The organism is Amycolatopsis sp. CA-161197 (assembly GCF_050942255.1).
Classification (GTDB): Bacteria; Actinomycetota; Actinomycetes; order Mycobacteriales; family Pseudonocardiaceae; genus Amycolatopsis.
This window is the reverse complement of the sequence record NZ_CP192059.1, coordinates 5,295,071-5,321,730: the sequence shown is the minus strand read 5'-3', so window position 1 is coordinate 5,321,730 and position 26,660 is coordinate 5,295,071. Positions and strand designations below refer to the sequence as shown.

The window sequence follows — 26,660 nt, the reverse complement described above, 5'->3', positions numbered from 1 at the left end:
GCGCGCTCGGACACATCACATGGATCGAACGGCGTGCCACGTCAGGTGAGCCACCGGATCAGATCGCCAGTCAGCGAGTCACTCAAACCACCCGCCACCCGCCACCACAAACCCACCACCCCGCCGCCTCGCGCGCGCCCTTGCCACTCCACAACCACCACCCGCCACCACAAACCCACCCCCCACCCAGCCAAGCGCGCCCTTGCCCCCGCCCAACCACCACCCGGCAACACAACAAACGCTCCCCCAACCCCTCCCCGCAACCTTCCCCCGCCCGGCCCCCCGATTCTTTTCCCCAACACAGTAGAGATCGGCTTGTCAAGGTACTCTTTCCCGCCTTGACAAGCCGATCTCTACTGTCGTGACAATCAAAAATCGGGGTGCCCACCTCCACCACCGACATCCGGCAATGGCGCGCCCCGCGCGCCGAGCCGGACAACTACCTACCTCAACTCAACCCCAACTCATTATCCAACATATCAAACACCTCATCATCCGAAGCCCCCTCAAAATCAAACTCCGAACCAGAACCCCCAGCACCCCCTGCATCCCCAACCACCTTCCCCCATCGGCTCCTCAACACCTCAATCCTCCCGGCAACCTCCTCAACCATCCCCGGCTCAACCACCATCTCCCCCATCACCACCGCAATCCGATCCAACTCCGCCAGCAACGCACCAGCCCCGGCCTCCTCCGGAACCAACCGCTCCCGCAAATACCCCACCAATTCCACCGGCGTCGGATAATCGAACAACAACGTCGCCGGCAACCTCATCTCCACCACAGCCCCGAGCCGATTCCGGTACTCGACCGCAGTCAGCGAATCGAACCCCAGACTCTGAAACTCACTCTTCCCCGAAATCTCCCCCGCATCGGCATGCCCCAACACCTCCGCAGCCTGCCGACACACCACCTCGAGCAACACCTCCGTCTGCTCCGCTTCACCCAGCCCGCTCAACCGCTCAGCAAGCCCCCCACCCCCAGCCACCACAGCCGCCCGCTTCACCGGCACCCGGACGAGCCCGCGCATCAACGCCGGCACATCCCCACCAGCCCTGAACACCCCGAACTCAATCGGCGCCGCAACGACCGCAGCAGACGACACCGACAACCCGGCATCCATCAACGCCAGCCCGTCATCAACCGCCAGCAACGGGAACCCGGACCGATTCATCCGCTCGACCTCATCGGCACCCAACGCACCGACCATCCCGACCTCACTCCACGGCCCCCAAGCCAACGACACCGCCGGCTTCCCCTCGCGCCGCCGCAGCTGCGCCAACGCATCCAGGTACGCGTTCCCCGCCGCATAGTTCCCCTGCCCGGCCCCGCCGAACACCCCGGCCACCGACGCGAACAGCACGAACGCTGACACGTCACCGACCAGCGAATGCAGATTCCACGCCGCGTCCACCTTGGCCCGCAACACCTTCTCCATCCGCTCCGGCGTCAACGACGCGATCACCCCGTCATCGACAACCCCGGCGGCGTGCACGACACCATCCACCGGATACCGCGAGAGCAACTCAGCCAAGGTCGACCGATCCGCCGGATCACACGCCTCCACCAACACCTCGGCCCCGAGCCCGCGAAGCGACTCGACGAGCGCATCAGCACCGGGAGCAGCCGGACCACGCCGGCTCACCAGCACCAGCGACCGCACCCCGTGCTCAACCACGAGATGCCGGGCCACCGCACTCCCGAGCCCACCGGTCCCGCCGGTCACCAGCACCCGGCCACGCCACGAGACGCACTCCTCCGGCGCGGGCTGCCTCTCCAGCCGAGCCGCCAGCACAGCCCCGTCCCGCACGATCACCTGCGGTTCGCCACCGTCCAGCACCCGGCCCCACGCCTCCGCGGAGACCGGCCCGGAATCCAGATCCACGAGCCCGAAGCGACCCGGGTTCTCCGCCATCGCCGACCGCACCAACCCGTGCGCGGCCGCTGCGGCGAGGTTGTCCCCCTCGACCGCACCACGGCTCACGAACACCACCCGATTGTCCCCGGTCAAGGCCGCCTGCAGTCGCTCCAGCACCGCGTTCGTCACATCGGCCACGGAACCGTCCGGCATCGCCACCACCTCGACCGGCGCGTCGTCCGCCACAGCAACTCCGGCGTCCGAAAGCGACGAAGCAAGAGCAGCATCCGACACCGACACCGCGGCCGGCAGCTCTCCACCGGACGTCACCGGCACCCAGCCGACCCGGAACAACGCCGTGTCCTCGATCCCGCTCGGCGCCACGACCCGCGTCCGCAGGTTCGCGATCGACACCACCGGGTTCCCGGCCGTATCGGTCAACGCCACCGCCATCGCATCGGCGCCCCGCGGCGTCAACCGCACCCGCACCTCCGAAGCGCCGCCGGCGTGAACCGTCACGCCCTCCCACAGGAAGGGCAGCCCACCACCGTCCTCCTCGGACCCCGCGAGCAGCGAGGCGTGCAGCGACGCGTCCAGCAGCGCCGGGTGCACCCCGTACCCACGGCCGTCGACGCCGTCCGGCAGCGTGACCTCGGCGAAGATGTCGTCCTCGGTCCGCCACGCCGCCCGCAGCCCCTGGAACACCGGCCCGTACCCGAACCCGGCGTCCGCGAAGGCCTCGTAACACCCCTCGAGCTCCATCGGCTCGGCCCCGGCCGGCGGCCAGCTCTCGACCGCGGGCGCGGGCGGCTGCGGCGCCACCGCGAGCAGGCCGCTCGCGTGCTGCACCCACTCGCTCTCGCCTTCGGGTCGCGAGTGGACGGTCACCGGCCGGCTGCCCGCCGCGTCCGGAGCGCTGACCCGCAGCTGCACCTGCACCGCGCCTTCCGCCGGCAGGATCAGCGGCGCCGCGAGCGTGAGCTCCTCCACGGTCTCGCACCCGACCTCGGCACCCGCCCGCACGGCCAGCTCAAGCAGGCCCGTGCCCGGCACCAGCACCGCGTCACCGAAGGTGTGGTCGGCCAGCCACGGGTGCGACCGCAGCGAAAGCCGGCTCGTGAACAGCAGCTCCTCACCCCCGGCGAGCTCCACCGCCGCACCGAGCAACGGGTGGTCCGGCGCCCCCAGCCCGGCCGCGCGCACGTCCCCGGAAGCACCGGCCACCGGCGCCGGCCAGAACCGCTGGTGCTGGAAGGCATACGTCGGCAGGTCCACCTGGTGCGCGCCGCGGAACAGTGGCGCCCAGTCGACTGCGGCGCCGTGGACGTGCAGCACCCCGAGCGCGGTCACCGCGGCCTGTTCCTCGCCCCGGTCCTTGCGCAGGAACGACACCGTCACGGCGTCCTCCGGCACGGAGGCCGCGGCCATCGCGGTGAGTGTGCCGTCGGGACCCAGCTCGAGGAACTTCCGCGCGCCCTGGTCCGCCAGCGCCCGCACGCCGTCGGCGAACCGCACGGCCTCGCGCACGTGGCGCACCCAGTAGTCCGCGGAGCACAGCTCGTCGGCCGTCACCGGCGTGCCCGTGAGCGTCGAGACGAACGCGAGCTTCGGCGGGCGGAACGACAACGTCTCCACGACCGCGCGGAACTCGTCGAGCATCGGGTCCATCAACGGCGAGTGGAACGCGTGCGACACGGCCAGGCGCCGGGTCCGGCGGCCGCGCTCGGCGAGCTGCTCGGCCACCGCCGTCACGGCGGCCTCGGCACCGGCGACCACGACCGAGTCCGGACCGTTGATCGCGGCGATCGTCACGCCGTCGGCCAGCAGCGGCGCGACCTCGTCCTCGGCCGCCTGCACCGCGACCATCGCCCCTCCGTCCATGCCCCCGCCGCCACTCTCAACGGAGTCGCTGCGCGACGCTTTCCTGTTTCCGGGCAGCGCCTGCATCAGCCGACCGCGTGCGGCGACCAGCGCTGCGGCGTCGGCCAGCGACAGCACCCCGGCCACGTGCGCGGCCGCGATCTCGCCGATCGAGTGGCCCGCCACCAGGTCCGGTGCGACGCCCCACGACTCGGCGAGCCGGAACAACGCCACTTCCAGCGCGAACAACGCCGGCTGCGCCCAGCCGGTCTGGTTCAGCTCGGCCTCGTCAGAGCCCCAGACCACGTCCCGCAGCGAGCCGTCGAGGTGCCGGTCCACTTCGGACACCACCTCGTCGAACGCCGCCGCGAACACCGCGAACCGGTCGTACAGCTCGCGGCCCATACCGACCCGCTGCGCACCCTGGCCCGGGAACAGCACGGCCAGCTTGCCGGTACGCACCGAGCCCATCACGGCGTTGCCTTCACCGGCTGCGAGGGCGGCCAGCTCGGCGAGCGCCGAGGCCCGGTCCTCGGCCGGGACGACGGCGCGGTGCTCGAACAGCGAGCGCCCGGCCAGCAGCGTCCAGCCGACGTCGGCGGGCGAGAGCGTGTCCTGCTCCGCCAGCGCCGTGTGCAGCCGCGCGGCCTGTGCCCGCAGCGCGGCCGGCGTCCGGGCCGACAGGACCCAGGGCACCAGTCCGCCGCGGGCCGCGTGGTGGCCGGCCGGTTCCGGCTCGTCGTCCAGCTCGGGCACGTGGACTTCGTGCGGCAGCTCGACGATGAGGTGCGCGTTCGTGCCGCTGATGCCGAACGACGAGATCCCCGCGCGGCGCGGACGGTCGGTCTCGGGCCACACCGTCGGCTCGGTCACCAGGCTCACCGCGCCCGCGGTCCAGTCGACGTGCGTCGACGGTTCGGTCACGTGCAGCGTGTGCGGCACCCGGCCGGCCTGCATCGCGAGCACCATCTTGATCACGCCCGCGACACCGGCGGCCGACTGCGTGTGCCCGATGTTCGACTTCACGGACCCCAGCAGCAGCGGGGTCTCGCGGTCCTGGCCGTAGGTCGCCAGCAGCGCCTGCGCCTCGATCGGGTCGCCCAGCGTCGTGCCGGTGCCGTGGGCCTCCACCACGTCGACGTCCGCAGTGGACAGTCCGCCACTGGCCAGCGCCTGCCGGATCACCCGCTGTTGAGAAGGCCCGTTGGGCGCGGTGAGGCCATTGGACGCACCATCCTGGTTGATCGCGGAGCCACGCAGCACGGCGAGCACGTGGTGCCCGTTGCGGACGGCGTCGGACTGGCGCTCGAGCACCAGCATGCCGACACCCTCGGCCCAGCCGACGCCGTCGGCCGACTCGCTGAACGCCTTGCAGCGCCCGTCCGGCGAAAGGCCGCGCTGGCGCGAGAACTCGACGAACGCCGCCGGCGTCGACATCACCGCGACGCCACCGGCCAATGCCAGCGAGCACTCCCCGCTGCGCAGCGCCTGAGCCGCCCAGTGCATCGCGACCAGCGACGACGAGCACGCCGTGTCGACCGTGACCGCGGGGCCTTCGAAGCCGAAGGTGTAGGAGACCCGGCCCGAGGCCACGCTTCCGGCACTCCCGTGGCCCTGGTAGCCCTCGTACTCCGACGACGACAGCGTCGAGCTGTAGTCGTTGTACATCACGCCGGCGAACACACCCGTCGGCGAACCACGCAGGCCGGCCGGGTCGATCCCCGAACGCTCCAGCGCCTCCCACGAGACTTCGAGCAGCTGGCGCTGCTGGGTGTCCGTGGTCATCGCCTCACGCGGGCTCATCCCGAAGAAGCCGGGGTCGAACTCGGCCGCGTCGTGCAGGAAGCCACCCGAGCGCGTGTAGGACGTGCCGAGGTGCTCGGGGTCCGGGTCGTAGAGCGACTCGACGTCCCAGCCGCGGTCGGCGGGGAACTCGGTGATCGCGTCCGCGCCCTCGGTCACGAGCCGCCACAGGTCCTCGGGCGAGGCGACCCCGCCCGGGTAGCGGCAGGCCATGCCGACGATCACGATCGGGTCGTCGGTCAGCGACGGCATCGCCGCCGCCGGCACCGACGTGCCGTCCGCCGAGCCCGCCAGGTCGCCGAACAGCTCCGTCCAAAGGTGCTCGGCCAGGGCGTAGGAGGTCGGGTAGTCGAAGATCAGCGTGGCCGGGAGCCGCAGCCCCGACACGGCGGTGATCCGGTTGCGCAGCTCGACGGCAGTGAGCGAGTCGAACCCGAGGCTCTGGAACGCCCGGGCTGGCTCGACCGCACCCGCGTCGGCGTAGGCGAGCACCCCGGCGACTTCGCGGCGCACGAGGTCGAGCACGGCTTCGCGCCGGTCGGCTTCGGGCAGGCCCAGCAGCTTCTGCACCAGGGTCGCCCCGGCCGCGGCACCGGCGGCGGCGCGGCGCACGGGCGTGCGAACCAGGCCCCGCACCAGCGGCGGGATCTCCGGTGCCGCGCGGAAGGCGCCGAGGTCGAGCCGCGCGGGCACGACGACGGGCCGGCCGGTGGCCAGGGCTTCGTCGAACAGCTCGAGGCCCTGTTCACGCTCGAGCGGCGGCAGCCCCGAGTCCTGCATGCGCCGCAGGTCGGCGCTCGTGAGCACGCCGGTCATGCCGGAGTCCTGCGCCCACGGGCCCCACGCCAGCGACACCGCCGGCTGCCCCGCGGCCCGCCGATGTTCGGCGAGGGCGTCGAGGAACGTGTTGCCGGCCGCGTAGTTGCCTTGCCCGGCGCCGCCGAAGAGCCCGGCGACGGAGGAGAAGACCACGAACGCGTCGAGGTCGCTCGTGAGCTCGTGCAGGTTCCAGGCCGCGTCGACCTTGGGCCGCAGCACGGTGTCGAAGCGGTCCGGGGTCAGGGATTCGAGCACGCCGTCGTCGAGGACGCCGGCGGTGTGGACCACGGCGGAGACCGGGTGCTCGGTCAAGACCGCGGCGAGCGCGGCGCGGTCGGCGACGTCGCAGGCCACGACCTCGGCGCTCGCGCCGGCTTCGGCGAGGGTCTCGACGAATCGCGCCACCCCGGGGGCGTCCGGGCCGCTGCGGCTGAGCAGCAGCAGGTTGCGCACGCCGTGTTCGGTCACGAGGTACTCGGTGAAGATCCGGCCCAGCCCGCCGGTGCCGCCGGTCACGAGGACCGTGCCGTCCGGGTTCCAGGTCACGGGCTCGCCCGCCGAACCCGCACGCGCCAGGCGCGGTGCGAACAACGCACCGTCGCGCACGACGACCTGCGGTTCGCCCGAAGCGACCGCCTGGGGCACCAGCACGCCGTCGGTGTCGAGGTCCACCAGGCCGAACCGGCCCGGGTGCTCCGACTGCGCCGAGCGCACCAGGCCCCACACGGCGGCGGCCGCCGGGTCGGCGCCGGTCGTGGCGCCGCGGGTGACGAACACGAGCCGGTCGGTCTCGGCGTGGTCCTCGGTCAGCCAGCTCTGCAGACGGGCCAGGACGTCGGTCGTCAGCTCCCGCACGGCGGCGGGCACCGGCAGGTCCGGAGTGGACAGTCCGACGAGCGCGACGACCGGGCCGGCCGCCGTGGCCACCACGTCCGTCGGCACGCCCGCCGCGGCGAACGCGTCGGCCAGGCCCAGCCCGTCGTCGTCGAGAATGACGGCCGCGGCGGGCAGCGGGCTCTCGGCTCCGAGCGGCGCCCAGGCCGGTTCGAACAGCGCGTCGGACCCGGCGCTCAGGCCGGTGCCGATTTCACGCAGCTTGAGGGAGCCGACGGAGGCGACCGGCGCACCGGTCACGTCGGCGAGCTCCAGCGAGATCTCGTCGTCCGCCGCGCGACTGAGCCGCACGCGGACCTCGGCCGCGGCGGCCGCCCGCAGCGTGGTGTCGCGCCAGGAAAACGGGACCACCCCGCGGTCCAGGCCGGCGAACGCCGCCGGGTGCAGGCACGCGTCCAGCAGCGCCGGGTGCAGGCCGAAGGCGGCCGCGGCGTCCGCGGTGTCCTCGGGCAGGGCCACCTCGGCGAACACGTCGGCACCGAGCCGCCAGGCCGCGCGCACACCCTGGAACAGCGGGCCGTAGGCGAAGCCGGCCTCGCCGAACTCTTCGTAGAACCCGTCGAGGCCGATCACCTCGGCTCCGGCGGGCGGCCACTCGGTGGCGTCGAACGACGGCGCCGTGACCGGGCCCTCGGCTAGCACACCGGTGGCGTGCTGACGCCACTCGTCGTGGCCTTCCGGTCGCGAGTGGACGGTCACGGTGCGCCGTCCGGTCTCGTCGGCGGCGCCGGTGCGCAGCTGCACCTGCACGGCGCCGTCTGCGGGCAGCACGAGCGGTGCCGCGAGCGTGAGCTCTTCGACGACCGCGCAGCCGACCTCGTCGCCGGCGCGGACGACCAGCTCCAGCAGCGCCGTCCCCGGCACGAGCACCGCGCCGTGCACGGCGTGCTCGGCCAGCCACGGGTGCGACCGCACCGACAGGCGGCTGGTGAACAGCGCGCCCTCGCCGTCGGCGAGCTGCACGGCGGCGCCGAGCAGCGGGTGGCCGGCCGAAGTGAGGCCGGCGGCTCGGACGTCGCCCGAACCCCCGGTGGCCGCGGCGGGCCAGAAACGCCGGTGCTGGAAGGCGTACGTCGGCAGGTCCACCACACGGGCACCGGGGAACAGCGACGCGAAGTCCACGGCCACGCCGCCGACGTGCAGGCGGCTCAGCGCGGTGAGCACCGAGACGTCCTCCGGGCGGTCCTTGCGCAGCAGCGGAACGAGCACAGCCCCTTCGGACACGCTGTCCTGCGCCATCGCGGAGAGCGTGCCGTCCGGTCCCAGCTCGACGAACACGCGGGCACCCTGGTCGGCCAGCGTGCGGATGCCGTCCGCGAACCGCACGGTTTCGCGGACGTGCCGGACCCAGTACTCGGGGTCGGTCAGCTCTTCGGCCGCCACGAGCTCGCCCGTCACCGTCGAGACGAACGGGATCTCCGGCGCGCGGAAGGTCAGTTCGCCCACCACCGCGCGGAAGTAGTCGAGCATCGGGTCCATCAGCGGCGAGTGGAACGCGTGCGACACCCGCAGCCGGCGGGTTTTGCGCCGCCGCGCGGCGAACTCGTCGGCGATCGCGAGCACGGCGCGTTCGGCACCGGCGACGACCACGGAGTTCGGCCCGTTCACCGCGGCGATCGAGACCTGGTCGGTGAGCAGCGGCGTGACCTCGTCCTCACTGGCCTGAATCGAGACCATCGTGCCGCCACGCGGCAGGCCCTGCATGAGCCGGCCGCGCGCGGCGACGAGCACCGCGGCGTCGGCCAGCGACAGGACACCGGCGACGTGGGCGGCCGCGATCTCGCCGATCGAGTGCCCGGCCACCAGCTCCGGACGCACGCCCCACGACTCGACGAGCCGGAACAGCGCCACTTCCAGTGCGAAGATCGCGGGCTGCGCCCAGCCGGTGCGGTCGAGTTGGTCAGGGTCTTCGCCCCAGACGACCGCGCTCAGCGGGCTTTCCAGCTGCCGGTCGAGCTCCGCGACCGCCGCGTCGAAAGCCTTCGCGAACGCCGGGAAGCGGTTGTAAAGCTCGCGGCCCATGCCGAGCCGCTGCGAGCCCTGACCCGTGAACAACGCCGCCGTACGGCCGCCGAGCACCGTGCCCTCGACCGCGCCCGGCTCCCCCGCCGCCAGCGCGGTGAGTGCGGCGACGGCCTGGTCGTGGTCCTCGGCGAGCACCACGGCTCGGTGGTCGAACGCGGACCGCGTCGAGGCGAGCGACCAACCGAGGTCGGCCGGCGACGAGCCCTCGGCCGAGCCGTCGAGGTGCTCCGCGAGCCGCGCCGCCTGGGCGCGCACGGCTTCCGGCGTGCGGCCGGACAGCACCCACGGCACCACCCCGGCGGACGGCGCCGGCTTCGGCACCGCGACGGCGGCCGGCTGCTCCAGGATCACGTGCGCGTTGGTGCCGCTGATGCCGAACGACGACACGCCGGCGCGACGCGGCCTCTCGACCTCGGGCCAGGGGCGCGGCTCGGTGAGCAGCTCGACCGCGCCCTCGCTCCAGTCCACGTGGGACGACGGCGCGTCGACGTGCAGGGTCCGCGGCAGCACGCCGTGGCTCATCGCCTGCACCATCTTGATCACGCCCGCCACGCCGGCCGCGGCCTGTGTGTGGCCGATGTTCGACTTGATCGACCCCAGCAGCAGCGGGGTTTCGCGGTCGCGGCCGTAGGTCGCCAGCAGAGCCTGGGCCTCGATCGGGTCGCCCAGCGTCGTACCGGTGCCGTGCGCTTCGACGGCGTCGACGTCCGCGGTGGACAGTCGACCGCTGGCCAGCGCCTGGCGGATCACGCGCTGCTGCGCGGGCCCGTTGGGTGCGGTGAGGCCGTTGGACGCGCCGTCGGAGTTGATCGCGGAGCCGCGGACCACGGCGAGCACGCGGTGGCCGTTGCGCAGCGCGTCGGACTGGCGTTCGAGCACCAGCATGCCCACGCCTTCACCCCAGCCGGTGCCGTCGGCGCCCTCGGCGAAGGACTTGCAGCGGCCGTCGGCGGCGAGGCCGCGCTGGCGGGAGAACTCGATGAACGTGCCCGGTGTGGACATCACCGCGACGCCGCCGGCCAGCGCGAGCGAGCACTCGCCCGCCCGTAGGGCCTGGGCCGCGAGGTGCAGGCCGACCAGCGACGACGAGCACGCGGTGTCGATCGTCATCGCGGGACCTTCGAAGCCGAACGTGTAGGACACGCGGCCGGACGCGATGCTGCCCGCGCTGCCGCTGCCCTGGTAACCCTCGTACTCCGCGTCGGACAGCAGGCTCGAGTAATCGCTGTACATCACGCCGGCGAACACACCCGTCGGCGAACCACGCAGGCCCGCCGGGTCGATCCCGGCGCGTTCCAGGGCCTCCCACGAGGTTTCCAGCAGCAGGCGCTGCTGCGAGTCGGTGGTCAGCGCCTCGCGGGGGCTCAGGCCGAAAAACTCCGGGTCGAAGGCGGGGGCGTCGTGCAGGAACGCGCCGAAGCGCGTGGTCGTGGTGCCCGGCCGGTCGGGGTCGGCGTCGTACAGCGAGTCGACGTCCCAGCCGCGGTCGTTCGGGAACTCCGTGATCGCGTCGACGCCCTCGGACACCAGGCGCCACAGGTCTTCCGGCGACGACACGCCACCCGGGTAGCGGCAGCTCATGCCGACGATCACGATCGGGTCGTCGCTCACGACCTGCCCGGTCACGGCGGGCACGGCTTCGTCGAGTTCAGTGCCGAACAGCTCGTCGAGCACGAACGCGGCGAGCGCCTCGACCGTCGGGTGGTCGAACACCGCCGCGGCCGGCAGCCGCAGTCCGGTGACGGCGGAGACACGGTTGCGCAGCTCCACCGCCGTCAGCGAGTCGAAGCCGAGCTCGGAGAACGCGCGGGTCGCCTCCACGGCGCTCTGGTCGGCGTGGGCGAGCACGACGGCGACCTGCCCGCGGACGAGGTCCACCAGTTCGCGCTTGCGTGCGGCGGCGTCGAGCCCGGTGAGCCGCTGGGCCAGCGCACCCGCGGTCGCGGCCCCACCGGCGGCGGCGCGGCGGGCCCGGGTGCGGACGAGCCGGCGCAGCACCGGTGGGATCTCGCCGGCCTGCCGCAGGGCGGCCAGGTCCAGCCGGGCGGTGACGACGGCGGCGGCGTCCGCGGCGACACCGGCGTCGAACAGCGCCAGCCCCTGCTCGCGGGTGAGCGCCGGCATGCCCGAGCGGGCCATGCGCCGCATCTCGGCCTCGGTCAGCGCACCGGTCATGCCGGCCGCCTGGGCCCACGGGCCCCACGCCAGCGACACGGCGGGCAGCCCGGCCGCGCGGCGGTGTTCGGCCAGCGCGTCGAGGAACGCGTTGCCGGCCGCGTAGTTGCCCTGCCCCGCCCCGCCGAAGGTGCCGGACAGCGAGGAGAAGAGCACGAACGCGTCGAGGTCTCCGGCGAGCTCGTGGAGGTTCCACGCGGCGTCGACCTTGGGGCGCAGCACGGTCGTCATGCGCTCGGGCGTCAGCGCGTCGAGCACGCCGTCGTCGAGGACACCGGCGGCGTGGACCACCGCCGAAACCGGGTGCTCGGCGAGCACGGCGGCGAGGGCTTCGCGGTCGGCGGCGTCGCAGGCGACCACAGTCGCGTCGGCGCCGTGCGTCGCGAGTTCCGCGACCAGTTCGACGACCCCGGCGGCCTCGCCACCGCGGCGGCTGAGCAGCAGCAGCTTCCGCACGCCGTGCTGGGTCACGAGATGCTCGGCGATGATGCGGCCCAGGCCGCCCGTGCCGCCGGTGATCAGCACGGTACCGCCGGGGTTCCAGGTCACCGGGTCGGCGGGCGCGGCGCGTTCGAGTCGGGCCGAGGTCACGGCGCCGGCGCGGATCGCCACCTGCGGTTCGGTGGTGCCCAGCGCAGCGGCGAGCAACGTGGTGTCGTCGTCGGTGAGGTCGACCAGACCGAAGCGGCCCGGGTGCTCGACGTCGGCCGCGCGCACCAGCCCCCACACGGCGCCGGCCGCCACGTCTTCGCCGGTCGTGGCGCCGCGCGTCACGAAAACCAGGCGCGCCGCGGAGAACCGCTCCTCGGCGAGCCATTGCTGCAGCAGCGCCAGTACTTCGGCCGACTCGGCGTGGGCGGCTTCGGGCACGGTGCCGGTGGCGATGCCGGCGTCGACCGGGATCACGACGACGGCGGGCACGGTGTCCACATCGGACAACCGCGCGTACGGCGTCACCGCAGTGCAGTGTTCGATCGCGGCCGCCAGACCCAGCGTGTCCGGGCCGACGACGGCGACGTCGTCCGGCACCGCCGGCTCGCCCGCGATCGGCGGCCACGCCAGCCGGAACAGCGGATCACGCGATCCCGCGACCGGTGCGGTGCCGAGCGCGGAAACCGCGCGCAGCGCGAGGCCGCCGACCGACGCGACGGGTGCCCCGGCCGCGTCGGTCAGGTCGAGTGAGAGCGTGTCGTCACCGGTGCGCGTCAGCCGCGCCCGGACCGTGGCGGCGCCGGACGCGCGCAGCGACACACCGGACCACGAGAACGGCAGCGAGCCGCCTTCGTCGCCGATGCCGAGGTGGTCCGCGGCGTGCAGGACGGCGTCGAGCACGGCCGGGTGCAGGCCGAACTCCGCGGCCGTCTCCTCGGCGCGGCCTTCGGCACCCGGCAGCGTGACCTCGGCGAACACGTCGTCGCCCCGTCGCCACGCCGCGTGCAGGCCCTGGAACGAGGCTCCGTACGCGAACCCGGCCTCGGCGTAGCGCTCGTAGCAGCCGCCGAGGTCGATCGGCTCGGCGCCGGCCGGAGGCCATTCGGCGCTCGAGTAGCCACCGTCGTCGGCCGCGCCGGAGCTGAGCACGCCGGTGGCGTGCAGCGTCCACGCGTCGAGCTCACCTTCGGCTCGCGAGTGGACGGACAGCGCGCGCCCCTCGCCGTCGCCGGGCGCGCCGACGTGGACCTGCAGCTGGACCGCGCCGCGTTCGGGCAGCACCAGCGGGGCCGCGAGCGTGAGCTCGTCCACGTGGTCGCAGCCGACCTCGTCGCCGGCTCGGAACGCCAGTTCGAGGAACGCGGCGCCGGGCAGCAGAACCGTCCCCTGAACCGCGTGCTCGGCCAGCCACGGGTGCGACGCGAGGGAAAGCCGTCCGGTGAAGAGCACGCCGTCGTTTTCGGCCAGCTCGACCGTGCCGTTGAGCAGCGGGTGCTCGGCCGGGCGCAGGCCCACGGCGGCCGCGTCGCCGAGGCCCGGCGTGGCGGCCGGCCAGAACCACTGGTGCTGGAAGGCGTAGGTGGGCAGGTCCACGACGTGCGCGCCGGGGAACACGGCGGCCCAGTCGACCGGCGTGCCGGCGACGTGCAGCCGCGCTATCGCAGTCACGGCGGTGCGCACCTCGTCGCGGCCCTTGCGCAGCAGCGGGACGAACACCGCGTCGGCGTCCTCCAGCGACTCTCGGGCCATGGCCGAGAGCACGCCGTCCGGGCCGACCTCGAAGAACGTGGTGGCACCGAGGTCGGCGAGGGTGCGGACGCCGTCGGAGAACCGGACGGCCTCGCGGACGTGGCGAACCCAGTACTCGGGCGAGCACAGCTCCTCGGCCGTGGCGGCGGCGCCGGTCAGCGTCGAGACGACCGGGATCTTCGGCTCGTGGTAAGTGAGTTCTTCGGCGATCCCACGGAAGGCGCGCAGGATCGGCTGGATCAGCGGCGAGTGGAACGCGTGGCTCACCGGCAGCTCACGCGTGCGGCGGCCTTGCGCGGCGAAGTGCTCGGCCACCGCGGTGACCTCGGCCTCGACGCCGGAAACCACGATCGACGCGGGTCCGTTGATCGCGGCGATCGACACGCCTTCGGTCAGCAGCGGCGTGATCTCTTCCTCGCTCGCGCGGATCGACACCATCGCCCCTCCGCGGGGCAGCGCCTGCATCAACCGGCCGCGGGCGCACACGAGCGCGGCCGCGTCTTCGAGGGTGAAGACCCCGGCCACGTGGGCCGCCGCGATCTCCCCGATCGAGTGGCCCGCGACGAAGTCGGGCCGCACACCCCAGGACTCCGCGAGGCGGTAACCCGCGACCTCGACGGCGAACAGGCCCGGCTGGGTCCAGCCGGTCTCGTCGACGGCGGCCGCGTCCTCGCCCCAGATCACGGTCTTCAGCGGTGTGCCCAGGTGCGCGTCGAGCGCGGCGACGGTCTCGTCGAACGCAGCGGCGAACACTGCGAACCGGTGGTAGAGCTCGCGGCCCATGCCGAGCCGCTGCGCGCCCTGGCCGGTGAACAGCATCGCGAGCCGGCCGGTGCGGGCCACCCCCTCCACGGCGTCGGCGTGCGGTTCACCCGCCGCGAGCGCGCCGAGGCCGGCGAGCAGTTCGTCGCGGGTCTGGCCGACCACGGCGGCGCGGTGCTCCAGGCCCGCGCGGGTGGTGGCGAGGCTGAACCCGACGTCGGCGAGCGAGTGCTCCGGCTCGGCCTGCGCCGCTGCGAGCAGCTTGCCCGCCTGGGCGCGGACCGCGTCGGGCGTGCGCCCGGAGACCACCCACGGCACCGGGCCGGTGACCGCCGACGGGGCCGGCTCGGCGACCGGGGCGGCCTGCTCCAGGATCAGGTGCGCGTTGGTGCCGCTGATGCCGAACGACGACACCCCCGCGCGGCGCGGGCGGTCCGCCTCGGGCCACGCGGTGGTCTCGGCGACCAGCTCGACGTCGCCGGCCGTCCAGTCCACATGCGACGACGGGCCGTCGACGTGCAGGGTCGAGGGCACGAGCCCGGCCCGCATCGCCTGCACCATCTTGATCACACCGGCGACCCCGGCCGCGGCCTGGGTGTGGCCGAGGTTGGACTTGATCGAGCCGAGCAGCAGCGGGGTCTCGCGGTCCTGGCCGTACGTGGCCAGCAGGGCCTGCGCCTCGATCGGGTCGCCCAGGGTCGTGCCGGTGCCGTGCGCCTCGACGACATCGACGTCCTGAGTGGACAGTCGCCCGCTCGCCAGGGCCTGGCGGATCACGCGCTGCTGCGAAGGCCCGTTCGGCGCGGTCAGCCCGTTGGACGCGCCGTCCTGGTTGACCGCCGAACCGCGCAGCACCGCGAGGATGTGGTGGCCGTTGCGGACGGCGTCCGACTGGCGTTCGAGCACGACCACGCCGACGCCCTCGGCCCAGCCGACCCCGTCCGCCCCGTCGGCGAACGACTTGCACCGGCCGTCGGCCGACATGCCGCGCTGGCGGGAGAACTCGACGAACAGGTCCGGAGTGGACAGCACGGTCACGCCGCCGGCCAGCGCGAGCGAACATTCCCCGCTGCGCAGCGCCTGCGCCGCCCAGTGCATCGCGACCAGCGAGGAGGAGCACGCGGTGTCGACCGTGACGGCCGGTCCTTCGAAGCCGAACGTGTAGGACACGCGACCGGAGACGACGCTCGGCGAGCTGCCGTTGCCGCGGAAGCCTTCGAACTCGCGGCCGCCGAGCAGGGTGCCGTAGTCGTTGTACATCACGCCGGCGAACACCCCGGTCGGCGAACCACGCAGACCGGCCGGGTCGATGCCCGAGCGCTCCAGCGCCTCCCACGAGACCTCCAGCAGCAGGCGCTGCTGCGAGTCCGTGGCGAGGGCCTCGCGGGGGCTCATGCCGAAGAACGCGGGATCGAACTCGCCGGCGTCGTGCAGGAACCCGCCCGAACGCGTGTACGAGGTGCCGGAGTGGTCGGGGTCCGGGTCGTAGAGCGCGTCGAGGTCCCAGCCGCGGTTCTCCGGGAACGTCGTGATCGCGTCGGTGCCCTCGGCGACGAGCCGCCAGAGGTCCTCGGGTGAGCGCACGCCGCCCGGGTAGCGGCAGCTCATGCCGACGATCACCACGGGGTCGTCGGCCACTGCGCGGCTCGTGACGGCCGCGGCGGTCACTTCCGGTGTGCTGCCGACGAATTCGTCGTGCAGGTGCTCGGCGAGCACGGCCGGGGTCGGGTAGTCGAACACGGCGGTCGCGGGCAGCCGCAGGCCGGTGGCGGCGCCGAGGCGGTTGCGCAGCTCCACCGCGGTCAGGGAGTCGAAGCCGAGGTCGCTGAACGCGCGCGCCGGGTCGATCGCGGCGGACCCGGCGTGGCCGAGCACGATCGCGACCTGGGTACGCACGAGGTCGACCAGCTCGCGCAGCCGGTCCGCTGTGGACAGTCCGGACAGGCGCGCGGCGAGTCCGTCGGCCGCGGCCGACGTCGCCACGGCCCGGCGTGACGACGGCCGGACGAGCGCGTGCAGCAGGTGCGGCAGCTCGCCCTGCGCGCGCAGCGCCGGGAGGTCGAGCCGGATCGGGTGCAGCACCGGCGCGCCGGAGGTGACTGCGGCGTCGAACAGCGCCATGCCCTCCTCGGCGGCCAGCTCCGGGATGCCGGAGCCGGAGATGCGGCGCAGGTCGGTGTCCGAGAGCGTCGCGGTCATGCCCGAGGTGCTGGCCCACGGCCCCCACGCCAGGGAGACGGCCGGCAGCCCGGCCGCGCGCCGGTGCTGGGCGAGCGCGTCGAGGAAGGCGTTGCCGGCGGCGTAGTTGCCCTGGCCCGGGCCGCCGAAGGTGCCGGACACCGAGGAGAACAGGACCAGCGCGGTCCGGTCGCCGATCAGCTCGTGCAGGTGCCACGCGGCGTCGACCTTGGGGCGCAGCACCGTGGCCATGCGGTCGGGCGTCAGGGAGCCGAGCACGCCGTCGTCGAGGACGCCGGCGGTGTGGACCACGGCGCTCAGCGGACGGTCGAGCCTGGCCAGCAGGGCGGCCGTGGCTTCGCGGGAGGTCAGGTCGGCGGCCTCGATCGTGACGTCGGCGCCGAGCGCGTTCAGCTCGTCGCGGAGTTCGGCGGCGCCGTCGGCCTCGGCACCGCGGCGGCTGACGAGCACCAGGTCCCGGACGTCGTGGCGGGTCACGAGGTGGCGGGCCAGCAGGCTGCCGAGCCCGCCGGTGCCGCCGGTGACGAGGACGGTGCCGTCCCAGTCGTGCGTACCGGCACCGGCTTCGGCGCGGACGAGCCGGCCCGCGAGCGGGATGCCGCCGCGCAGCGCGAGCAGGGGTTCTTCGGAGCCGAGCGCCGCGGCCAGCCCGTCGGTGCTGCCGTCGGGCAGGTCGACCAGGCCGAAGCGGCCGGGATTCTCCGACTGGGCCACACGCACCAGGCCGTGCACGGCGGCGGCGGCCAGGTCGGCGCCGGTCGTCGCACCGCGGGTGACGACCACGAGGCGGGCGTCGGCGAACCGATCGTCGCCGAGCCACTTCTGCAGCAGGGCCAGCACTTCGGACGTGCGCTCGTGGGTCTCGGCGACGACATCACCCGTGGATTCGGCCACGGGCAGCACCACGACGGACGGCACGGCGGCCAGCTCGTCGAGTCCCTCCGCCACGGCGGCTTCGGGCAGCAGGGTGCCCTCGCCCAGAACCGTGAACGACTCGGGCGCCGTCGGGGCCGAGCGCAGGGGCAGCCAGTCGAGGCGGAACAGCGAGTCGCGGTGAACCGAGCCAGTTTCGGGCCCGGTCGTGATCGCCCGCATCGTGAGCGCCGAGACAGTCGCCACCGGCGCGCCGGTGCCGTCGGTGACGGCGAGCTCCACGCTCTCACCGCGCGGCGACAGCCGCACCCGCAGCGCGGCCGCGCCGGAGGCGTGCAGGGTCACGTCGGCCCAGGAGAACGGCATGCCCGGGGGCGCGCCGGTGAACGCCGTGGTCTGCGCGGCCGCGTCGAGCAGCGCCGGGTGCAGGCCGAACTCGCCGGGCTCGACCCCGTCGGGCAGCGCGACGTCGGCGTACACGTCTTCGCCCAGCCGCCAGACGTTGCGCAGGCCCTGGAACACCGGCCCGTATGCGAAGCCGCCTTCGGCGAAGGATTCGTAGCAGCCTTCGACGGCCACGGACTCGGCGCCTTCCGGCGGCCACACCGTGGTGTCGAACTCGGCGGGCGCGCCCGCGGCTTCGGCGAGGAAGCCCGACGCGTGCGGTGTCCAGGCTTCGCCGACGGCGCCATCGGCCCGGCTGTGCACGCTCACCGCGCGGCGGCCCGTCTCGTCCGGGGCGCCGACGCGCAGCTGCAGCCGCACCGCGCCTTCCGCGGGCACGACGAGCGGCGCGGCGAGCGTCAGCTCCTCGACGCGGTCGCAGCCGACCTCGTCGCCGGCGCGCACGGCCAGCTCCACGAACGCGGTGCCGGGGAAGATCGCGCGCCCGCCCACCGCGTGGTCGGCCAGCCACGGGTGCGAACGCAGCGAAAGCCGGCTGGTGAACAGCAGACCCGCACCGTCGGCCAGCTCGACCGCGGCCCCGAGCAGCGGGTGCCCCGGCGCCTCCAGGCCCGCGGCGGTCACGTCGCCCGCGCCGTCCCCGGAGCTGAGCCAGAAGCGTTCGTGCTGGAACGCGTACGTCGGCAGGTCGGTGCGGTGCGCGCCGGGGAACAGCGCGGCCCAGTCGACCGGGACGCCGCGGGTGTGGAGGGTGGCCAGCGCCGTGAGGGCGGTGGTCTCCTCGGCGCGGTCCTTGCGCAGCAGCGGAACCAGCAGCGCGCCGGCGGGCACGGAGTCCTGCGCCATCGCGGACAGCACCCCGTCCGGCCCGGCCTCCACGAACTTGCGGACGCCGAGCGCGCCCAGCGCGGTGACGCCGTCGGCGAACCGGACGGTGCCACGCACGTGGCGCACCCAGTACTCGGGCGTGGCGAGCTCGTCGGCCGAGGCGAGCGCGCCGGTCAGCGTCGAGACGAACGGGATCTCGGGAGCGTGGAAGCTCAGGCCTTCGATCGCCGCGCGGAAGTCGCCGAGCATCGGGTCCATCAACGACGAGTGGAACGCGTGCGAGACGGCCAGGCGCTTGGTCTTGCGTCCATCTGCAGCGAACCGCTCGGCCAGCGCGAGCGCGGCGCCCTCGGGACCGGCGACCACCACCGAAGCCGGCCCGTTGACGGCGGCGAGCGCCAGGTCCCCGGTCAGGAGCGGGGCGACCTCGTCCTCGGCCGCCTGGATCGACACCATCGCGCCACCGGCGGGCAGAGCCTGCATGAGCCGGCCGCGGGCGGCGACCAGCGCGGCGGCGTCGCCCAGCGACAGGACGCCGGCGACGTGAGCTGCGGCGATCTCGCCGATGGAGTGGCCGGCCACGAAGTCCGGCACGATGCCCCACGACTCGGCGAGCCGGAACACCGCGACCTCGAGCGCGAACAAGGCGGGCTGGGCCCAGCCGGTCTCGTCGAGCGTGGCTTCGTCGGCGCCCCAGACCACCTCGCGCAGCGAGCCGTCGAGGTGACTGTCCACTGCGGACACGGCCTCGTCGAACGCGGCCGCGAACACGGGGAAACTCGCGTGCAGCTCACGGCCCATGCCGAGCCGCTGGGCGCCCTGGCCGGTGAACAGCACCGCGAGGCGGCCCGCCAGCACGGACCCTTCGACCGCGGCGGGCTCCCCGTCGGCCAGCGCCGCCACCGCGGACAGCGCGGCCTCGCGGTCGGTCGCGAGCACCGCGGCCCGGTGCGGCAGGTGCGCCCGTGCGGTCGCCAGCGTGAACCCGACGTCGGCCAGTGTGGCGTCGTCCGCCAGGCCGTCGCGCAGCCGTGCGGCCTGCGCCCGCAACGCCTCGGGCGTGCGAGCCGACAGCACCCACGGGACCGTGGCCGGCCCGGTGTAGCTCTCCTCGGGCTCGTCGGCCGGCGGCGCCTGCTCGACGATCACGTGCGCGTTGGTCCCGCTGATGCCGAACGCGGACACCCCCGCCCGGCGAGCGCGGCCGGTCTCGGGCCACGGCGTGTGCTCGGTGACCAGCTCGACGTCGCCCGCCGTCCAGTCGACGTGTGACGAGGGCGCGTCGACGTTCAGCGTCTTCGGCAGCAGGCCGTGCTGGATCGCCTGCACGACCTTGATCACGCCCGCGACCCCGGCCGCGGCGTTGGTGTGGCCGATGTTCGACTTCACCGAGCCCAGCAGCAGCGGCCGTTCGCGCCGGCGGCCATAGGTGGCGAGCAGGGCCTGCGCCTCGATCGGGTCGCCCAGCGCCGTGCCGGTGCCGTGGGCCTCGACGGCGTCGACGTCCGAGGTGGACAGCCGCGCGTTCTCCAGCGCGGCGTGGATCACGCGTTGCTGCGACGGGCCGTTGGGCGCCGACAGACCGCTCGACGCACCGTCCTGGTTGATCGCGCTGCCGCGGACCACGGCGAGCACCGGGTGCCCCAGCCGGCGCGCGTCGGAAAGCCGTTCCAGCACGAGGATCCCGGCGCCTTCACCCCACGCCGTGCCGTCGGCGGCGTCGGCGAACGCCTTCACCCGGGAGTCGGGCGCGAGGCCGCGCTGGCGGGCGAACTCCACGAACAGGTCCGGCACCGGCAGCACCGTGACGCCGCCGGCCAGGGCGAGCGAGCACTCCCCCGCCCGCAGTGCCTGCGCCGCCCAGTGCAGTGCGACGAGCGAGGACGAGCACGCCGTGTCGACGGTGACCGCCGGGCCTTCGAGGCCCAGCAGGTAGGAGATGCGGCCGGAGACGACGCTGGTCGCGTTGCCCGTGAGCAGGTGCCCGTCACCGCCTTCACCACCGCTGATGCTGGAGGCGTAACTGGTGTTGAAGGCGCCGACGTAGACGCCGGTGCTGCTGCCGCGCAACGAGTTCGGCGCGACACCGGCGCGCTCGAAGGCCTCCCAGGCCGACTCCAGCAGGAGCCGCTGCTGCGGGTCCATCGCCTGCGCCTCACGCGGCGAGATCCCGAAGAACTCGGCATCGAACTCGGCGGCGCCCGTGAGGAACCCGCCCTCGCGCACGTAGGTCTTGCCGGGCTTGTCGGGGTCGGGGTCGTACAGCCCGTCGACGTCCCAGCCGCGGTCGACGGGGAAGCCGGTCATCGTGTCGCCGCCGTCGAGGAGCAGTTGCCACAGCTTCTCCGGCGTGTCGGCCCCGCCGCCGAAGCGGCAGGCCATGCTCACGATCGCGATGGGCTCGCTGCCCTTCGTCTCGACCGCCTGCAGCCGCTGACGCGTCTGCTGCAGGTCGGTGGTGACGCGCTTCAGGTATTCCCGAAGCTTGTCCTCGGTGCTGGTCATGGCGCGAAAACCTCCCGGTGTTCCAGGGAAAGACGTCTCGACCTACCGGGTTGCTCAGCCGAGCCCCAGTTCCTCGTCGATGAGCGCGAACATCTCGTCGTCGGTCGACTCGGCGAGCGCGGTGGCGGCCGTGGCGGCACTGCCACCGCTCAACGCGGCTGCCTGCCCGCCGTCGTGCTCCTCGACCTTCCAGTGCAGTGCGGAGAGCCGTTTGCCGAGCCGCGTCCGCACCGCGGGTTCGAGCGCGGCCGCGGCCAGGGCCGCCTCCAGCCGCTCGAGCTCCGCGAACACGGACCCGGCTCCTTCGTCGTCGGCCCCGGCACCGAGGTCGGCGCCGAGCCGGCGGGCCAGCGCGACAGGTGTCGGGTGGTCGAAAATGGTGGTGGCGGGCAGTTTCACGCCCGTTTCGGCGGTGAGCCGGTTGCGCAGCTCGACCGCCGTCAGCGACGTCATGCCCAGATCGGTGAACCCGCGCTCGACGTCCAGCGCCTCCGGCGAGCCGTGACCCAGCACGGTCGCCGCGTGCCGCGAGACGAGCTCCAGCAGGATGGCCTGCTGCTCCCGCGCGCTGCGGCCGGCGAGCTTTTCCGCCAAGGCCGACCCGCAGGTCTCAGCGGGTGCGGCCGCCCCGGCCGCACGCCGCGCCGGCGGGCGCACGAGCCCGCGCAGCACGGGCGGGATCTCCTCGTGGGACGTGCCGCCGAGCCGCATCGGCACCGGTACGACCAGTGCCGCGTCGACCTCGGCGGCGGCGTCGAACAGCCGCAGCCCGAGCTCGGCGGACAACGGCAGCACCCCGCCGCGGCGGAACCGGGCGAGGTCGGTGTCCTCGACACCACCGGTCATCGTGCTGCGCTCGGCCCAGAAGCCCCATGCCAGCGACGTGGCCGGGAGACCTTCGGCCCGGCGGCGTGCGGCGAGGGCGTCGAGGAAGGTGTTGGCGGCGGCGTAGTTGGCCTGGCCGGCGTTGCCGAACACGCCCGCCGCGGAGGAGAACAGCACGAACGCGGCGAGGTCCTTGTCCCGCGTCAGCTCGTCGAGTGCCACGGCGACGTCGACCTTGGGCCGCAGCACCCGGCCGAGGCGGTCCGGCGTCTGGGCTTCGAGGGCGCCGTCGTCGAGGACGCCGGCGAGGTGCACGACGGCCGTGAGCGGCTCGCCGGCCAGCAGCTTCGTGAGTGCCGCGCGGTCGGTGACGTCGCAGGCCTCGACCCGGGCGGTGGCGCCGAGCGCGGTCAGGTCGGTGACGAGTTCGCGGGCGCCCGGGGCGTCGAGACCACGGCGGCTGGTGAGCAGCAGGTCGGTCACGCCGTGCTCGGTGACGAGGTGCCGGGCGACGAGCGCGCCCAGGGTGCCGGTGCCGCCGGTCAGCAGCACCGGGCCGGTGCCCCAGCCGGCCGGCTCCGCGGTGCGTTCGGCGCGGGCGAGGCGAGGCACGGAGATCGCGCCGCCGCGGATCGCGAGCTGGGGTTCACCGCTGCCGAGCGCCGGGGTGAGCGCGGCCAGGGACGTTTCGTCGTCGTCCACGTCGACCAGCACGAACCGGCCGGGGTGCTCGGTCTGGGCGGACCGCACGAGGCCCCAGACGCCCGCGCCGGCGAGCCCGGCCACGGTGTCGCCGGGTCCGGCCGCGACCACGTTGCGGGTCAGGAGGACCAGGCGGCTGTCGTCGAAGCGGTCGTCGGCGAGCCAGGCGCGCACGGCTTCCAGCGCCGCGGCCGTCGTCTCGTGGACGCTGGTGACCAGGTCGTCCTGCGCCGGTACGAGGGGCAGCACGACGAACGGCCTCGGGTCCACTTCGGACACGGTCGCCGCGGTGGCGCCGAGCTTCTCGGCGAGCGGGCCGGTGCCCACCGTCGTGTAGTCCGCGGGCGGGCCGACCGGCGCGGGAGCCCAGTCCAGCCGGAAGAGCGCGGAGCGCAGTTCGGCGTCGGGCGCCGCGATCTTGGCGGGGTCGAGCGGACGAAGCTCGATGTTCTCGCACGCCACCACCGGCTGGCCGGAACCGTCGATCGCGGTCAGCGCGACGCCGTCGGACGTCCGGCGCAAGTGGACCCGCAGCGTCGTGGCCCCGGTGGCCGCCACGGTCACGCCGTGCCAAGCGGACGGCAGCGCGAGGGCGTCCTCGGAGACGCAAGCCAGCAGCGACTGCAGGAGCGCGGGGTGCAGGAGACACTGCCCGGCGTCCTCCTCCAGGTCGGCCGCGAGCGTGACCTCGGCGAACACGTCGGTGTCGCCCGGCCACACGCCGGTCACCGCCGCGAAGAGCGGGCCGGCCTCGAAGCCGTGGCGGGCGGCTCGGCCGGCGAACGCGTCGAGGTCCTCGGCGACGGCGTTCTCCGGCGGCCACGACAGCGCGGGGATCGGCGCGGCCGGACGCAAAGTGCCGCTCGCGTGGCGGGTCCACGGGCCGTCGTCGAATCGCGCGTAGACGGCGACGGTGCCCGTCCCGCCGTCCGGTTCGGCGATGACCTGGACCTGCGCCGCCGCGGTGCCGGCCAGCGTGAGGGGTTCGTGCACGGTCAGCTCCGCGAGCCCCGGCAGCCCGGCCTCGGCGCCGGCCCGCACGGCCCACTCGACGAACGCCGTGTCCGGCACCAGCACCGTGCCCGCCACCGCGTGGTCGGCCAGCCACGGCTGCGCCGCGAGCGACACGCGGCCGGTCAGGACCACGCCCCGGTCGTCGGCGAGCGGCACGGCCGCGCCGAGCAGCGGGTGGTCCGCGGCGGCGACGCCGAGCCCGGTGGCGTCGGCGGCCGAAGGCAGCACCTCCGGCCAGAACCGCTGCCGCTGGAACGCATACGTCGGCAGGTCCACCCGTCGGCCACCGTCGATCGCCGATGTCCAGTCCACCGGCACGCCCCGCACATGGGCCTCGGCGAAGGACGTGTACAGCCGCGCCAGGCCACCCTCGTGGCGGCGCAACGACCCGACGGCGACAACACCGTCGGTGTCGGCGGTGTCCTGGATGCTCATGACCAGCACCGGGTGGGCGCTCGCCTCCACGAACACGTCGTGGTCCTCGGCCAGCAGCACCCGCAGCGCGGTCTCCAGCTGCACGACGCCGCGGAGGTTGTCGTACCAGTACCGCGCGTCGAGCCCGGCGGTGTCCTGCCACGCACCGGTGACGGTCGAGAAGAACGGGACCGCCGAGGTCCGCGGCGCGATCGGGGCCAGGTCCCGCAGCAGTTCGTCGCGGATGCGCTCGACGTGGTGGGAGTGCGAGGCGTAGTCCACGGGCACCTTCTTCGCCCGGACGCCGTCGGCTGCGCACGCCTCGAGGAACTCGTCGAGCGCGCCGGCGTCGCCGGACACGACCACCGAGCCGGGCCCGTTGACCGCGGCGATCGACACGCCGTCGTGCTTCTCCAGGCGCTCGGCCACGACCTCACGCGACGCGGTCACCGAGGCCATCCCACCGAGGCCGGACAGCTCGCGCGCGATGGCCTGGCTGCGCAACGCGACCACGCGGGCACCGTCCTCGAGGGACAGTCCACCCGCGACACACGCCGCCGCGATCTCGCCCTGCGAATGCCCGACCACCGCCGCGGGCACCACGCCCGCCGCGCGCCAGACCTCGGCCAGCGCGACCATCATCGCCCACAGCGCGGGCTGCGCCACGTCGACGCGGTCCAGGCCCGGCGCGCCTTCCGCGCCGGTGAGCACGTCGCGCAGCGACCAGTCCACCAGCGGCCGCAGGGCGGCTTCGCACTCGTCGATCCGCTCAGCGAACACCGACGACGCGGCGAGCAGCTCCGCCCCCATCCCGGCCCACTGGGAGCCTTGGCCGGGGAACACGAGCACGGTGCGGCGCTCGTCGGGGATCCGGCCGTCGCCCTCGACCACGCCGGGGCCGGGCGTCCCGTCGGCCAGCGAGCGGACCCCGGCCAGCAGGTCCTCGCGGTTCTCGCCCACGACGACCGCGCGGTGCTCGTGCAACGTCCGGCCGGTGGCCAGCGAGTACGCGACATCGGCCGGGTCCGCGTCGACGTCGAGCAGCGCCCGCGCCTGGCCGCGCAGCGCGGCCTTGCTCCGCGCCGACAGCAGCCACGGCACGACCCCGGTCCGTTCCGCAGACGGCACCGGCTCGACGGCAGGGGCCTGCTCCAGGATCACGTGCGCGTTGGTGCCGCTCATGCCGAACGACGACACCGCCGCTCGGCGCGGGCGTCCGGTCTCGGGAAACGGCACCGCGTCGGTCAGCAACGACACCGCGCCCGAGGACCAGCCGACGTGCGGCGACGGCGTCTCGGCGTGCAGCGTCTTCGGGGCGAGACCGTGCTTGAGCGCCATCGCCATCTTGATCACGCCGGCGACCCCGGCCGCGGCCTGGGTGTGGCCGATGTTCGACTTGATCGACCCGAGCAGCAGCGGCCGCTCGGCGGGCCGGTCGCGGCCGTAGGTGGCCAGCAGCGCGTCGGCTTCGATCGGGTCGCCCAGCGCGGTGCCGGTGCCGTGGGCCTCCAGCACGTCGACGTCCTCGGTGGACAGTCGCGCGTTCTCCAGTGCCTGCCGGATCACCCGCTGCTGCGAAGGACCGTTGGGCGCCGTGAGGCCGTTGGACGCGCCGTCCTGGTTGACCGCCGAGCCGCGCAGGACCGCGAGGACCTCGTGGCCGTGACGCTGGGCGTCGGAAAGCCGTTCCAGCACGAGCATCCCCGCGCCCTCGGCCCAGCCGAACCCGTCGGCGCCGTCGGCGAACGCCTTGCACCGGCCGTCCGGCGCGAGCGCCTGCATACGGCTGAACTCGACCAGTGGCGCGGCCGTGGTGATCACGCTCATCCCGCCGGCCAGCGCGAGGGAACACTCCCCCGTCCGCAGCGACCGCGCGGCCCAGTGCAGCGCGACCAGCGACGCCGAGCACGCCGTGTCCACCGTGACCGCCGGGCCTTCGAAGCCGAAGGTGTAGGCCAGCCGCCCGGACGCCACACTGCCCGCGACGCCCGTGCTGACATAGCCCTCCAGGTCCTCACGAGCCTCGCTGAGCACCGAGCCGTAGTCCTGGCCGTTGGTGCCCACGAACACGCCGGTCCGCGAGCCGCGCAGCCGCGCCGGGTCGAGACCCGCGCGTTCCATGGCCTCCCACGACGTCTCCAGCAGCAACCGCTGCTGCGGGTCCATCGCGAGCGCCTCGCGCGGCGCGATCCCGAAGAACGCCGCGTCGAAGTCGGCGATCCCCTCCAGGAACCCGCCGCGGCGGGCCACGGGGAACTCGCCGCCGTCGAGCTCGGCGGGCCAGCCGCGGTCGGCCGGCAGCTCGCCGATCACGTCCCGGCCCTCGGCGGCCACGGCCCACAGGTCCTCGGCGGAGCGCACCCCGCCGGGGAACCGGCAGCCCACGCCCACGATCGCGATCGGCTCGTGCGCCTTCGCCTCGAGCTGCTTGTTCCGGCGGCGCAGGCGCTCGACCTCTTTCGCCGCCGTCCGCAGGGCCTCGACGACCTTCTCGCTGGGCGTGGTCATGGGTGTCAGC

Annotated in this window: 2 protein-coding genes; both read right to left on the bottom strand. The window is 74.1% G+C overall.

Annotated features, from left to right (window positions below):
- Positions 1-448: 448 nt before the first annotated feature.
- A complete protein-coding gene (locus tag ACQPXB_RS24730) occupies positions 449-21,187 on the bottom strand; it encodes an SDR family NAD(P)-dependent oxidoreductase (RefSeq protein WP_432844596.1) in 20,739 nt (6,912 codons plus the stop codon).
- A gap of 54 nt (positions 21,188-21,241) precedes the next feature.
- Positions 21,242-26,650: an acyltransferase domain-containing protein gene (locus ACQPXB_RS24725; protein ID WP_432844595.1), complete on the bottom strand. Its 5,409-nt coding sequence runs from the start codon at positions 26,648-26,650 to the stop codon at positions 21,242-21,244.
- Positions 26,651-26,660: the final 10 nt, after the last annotated feature.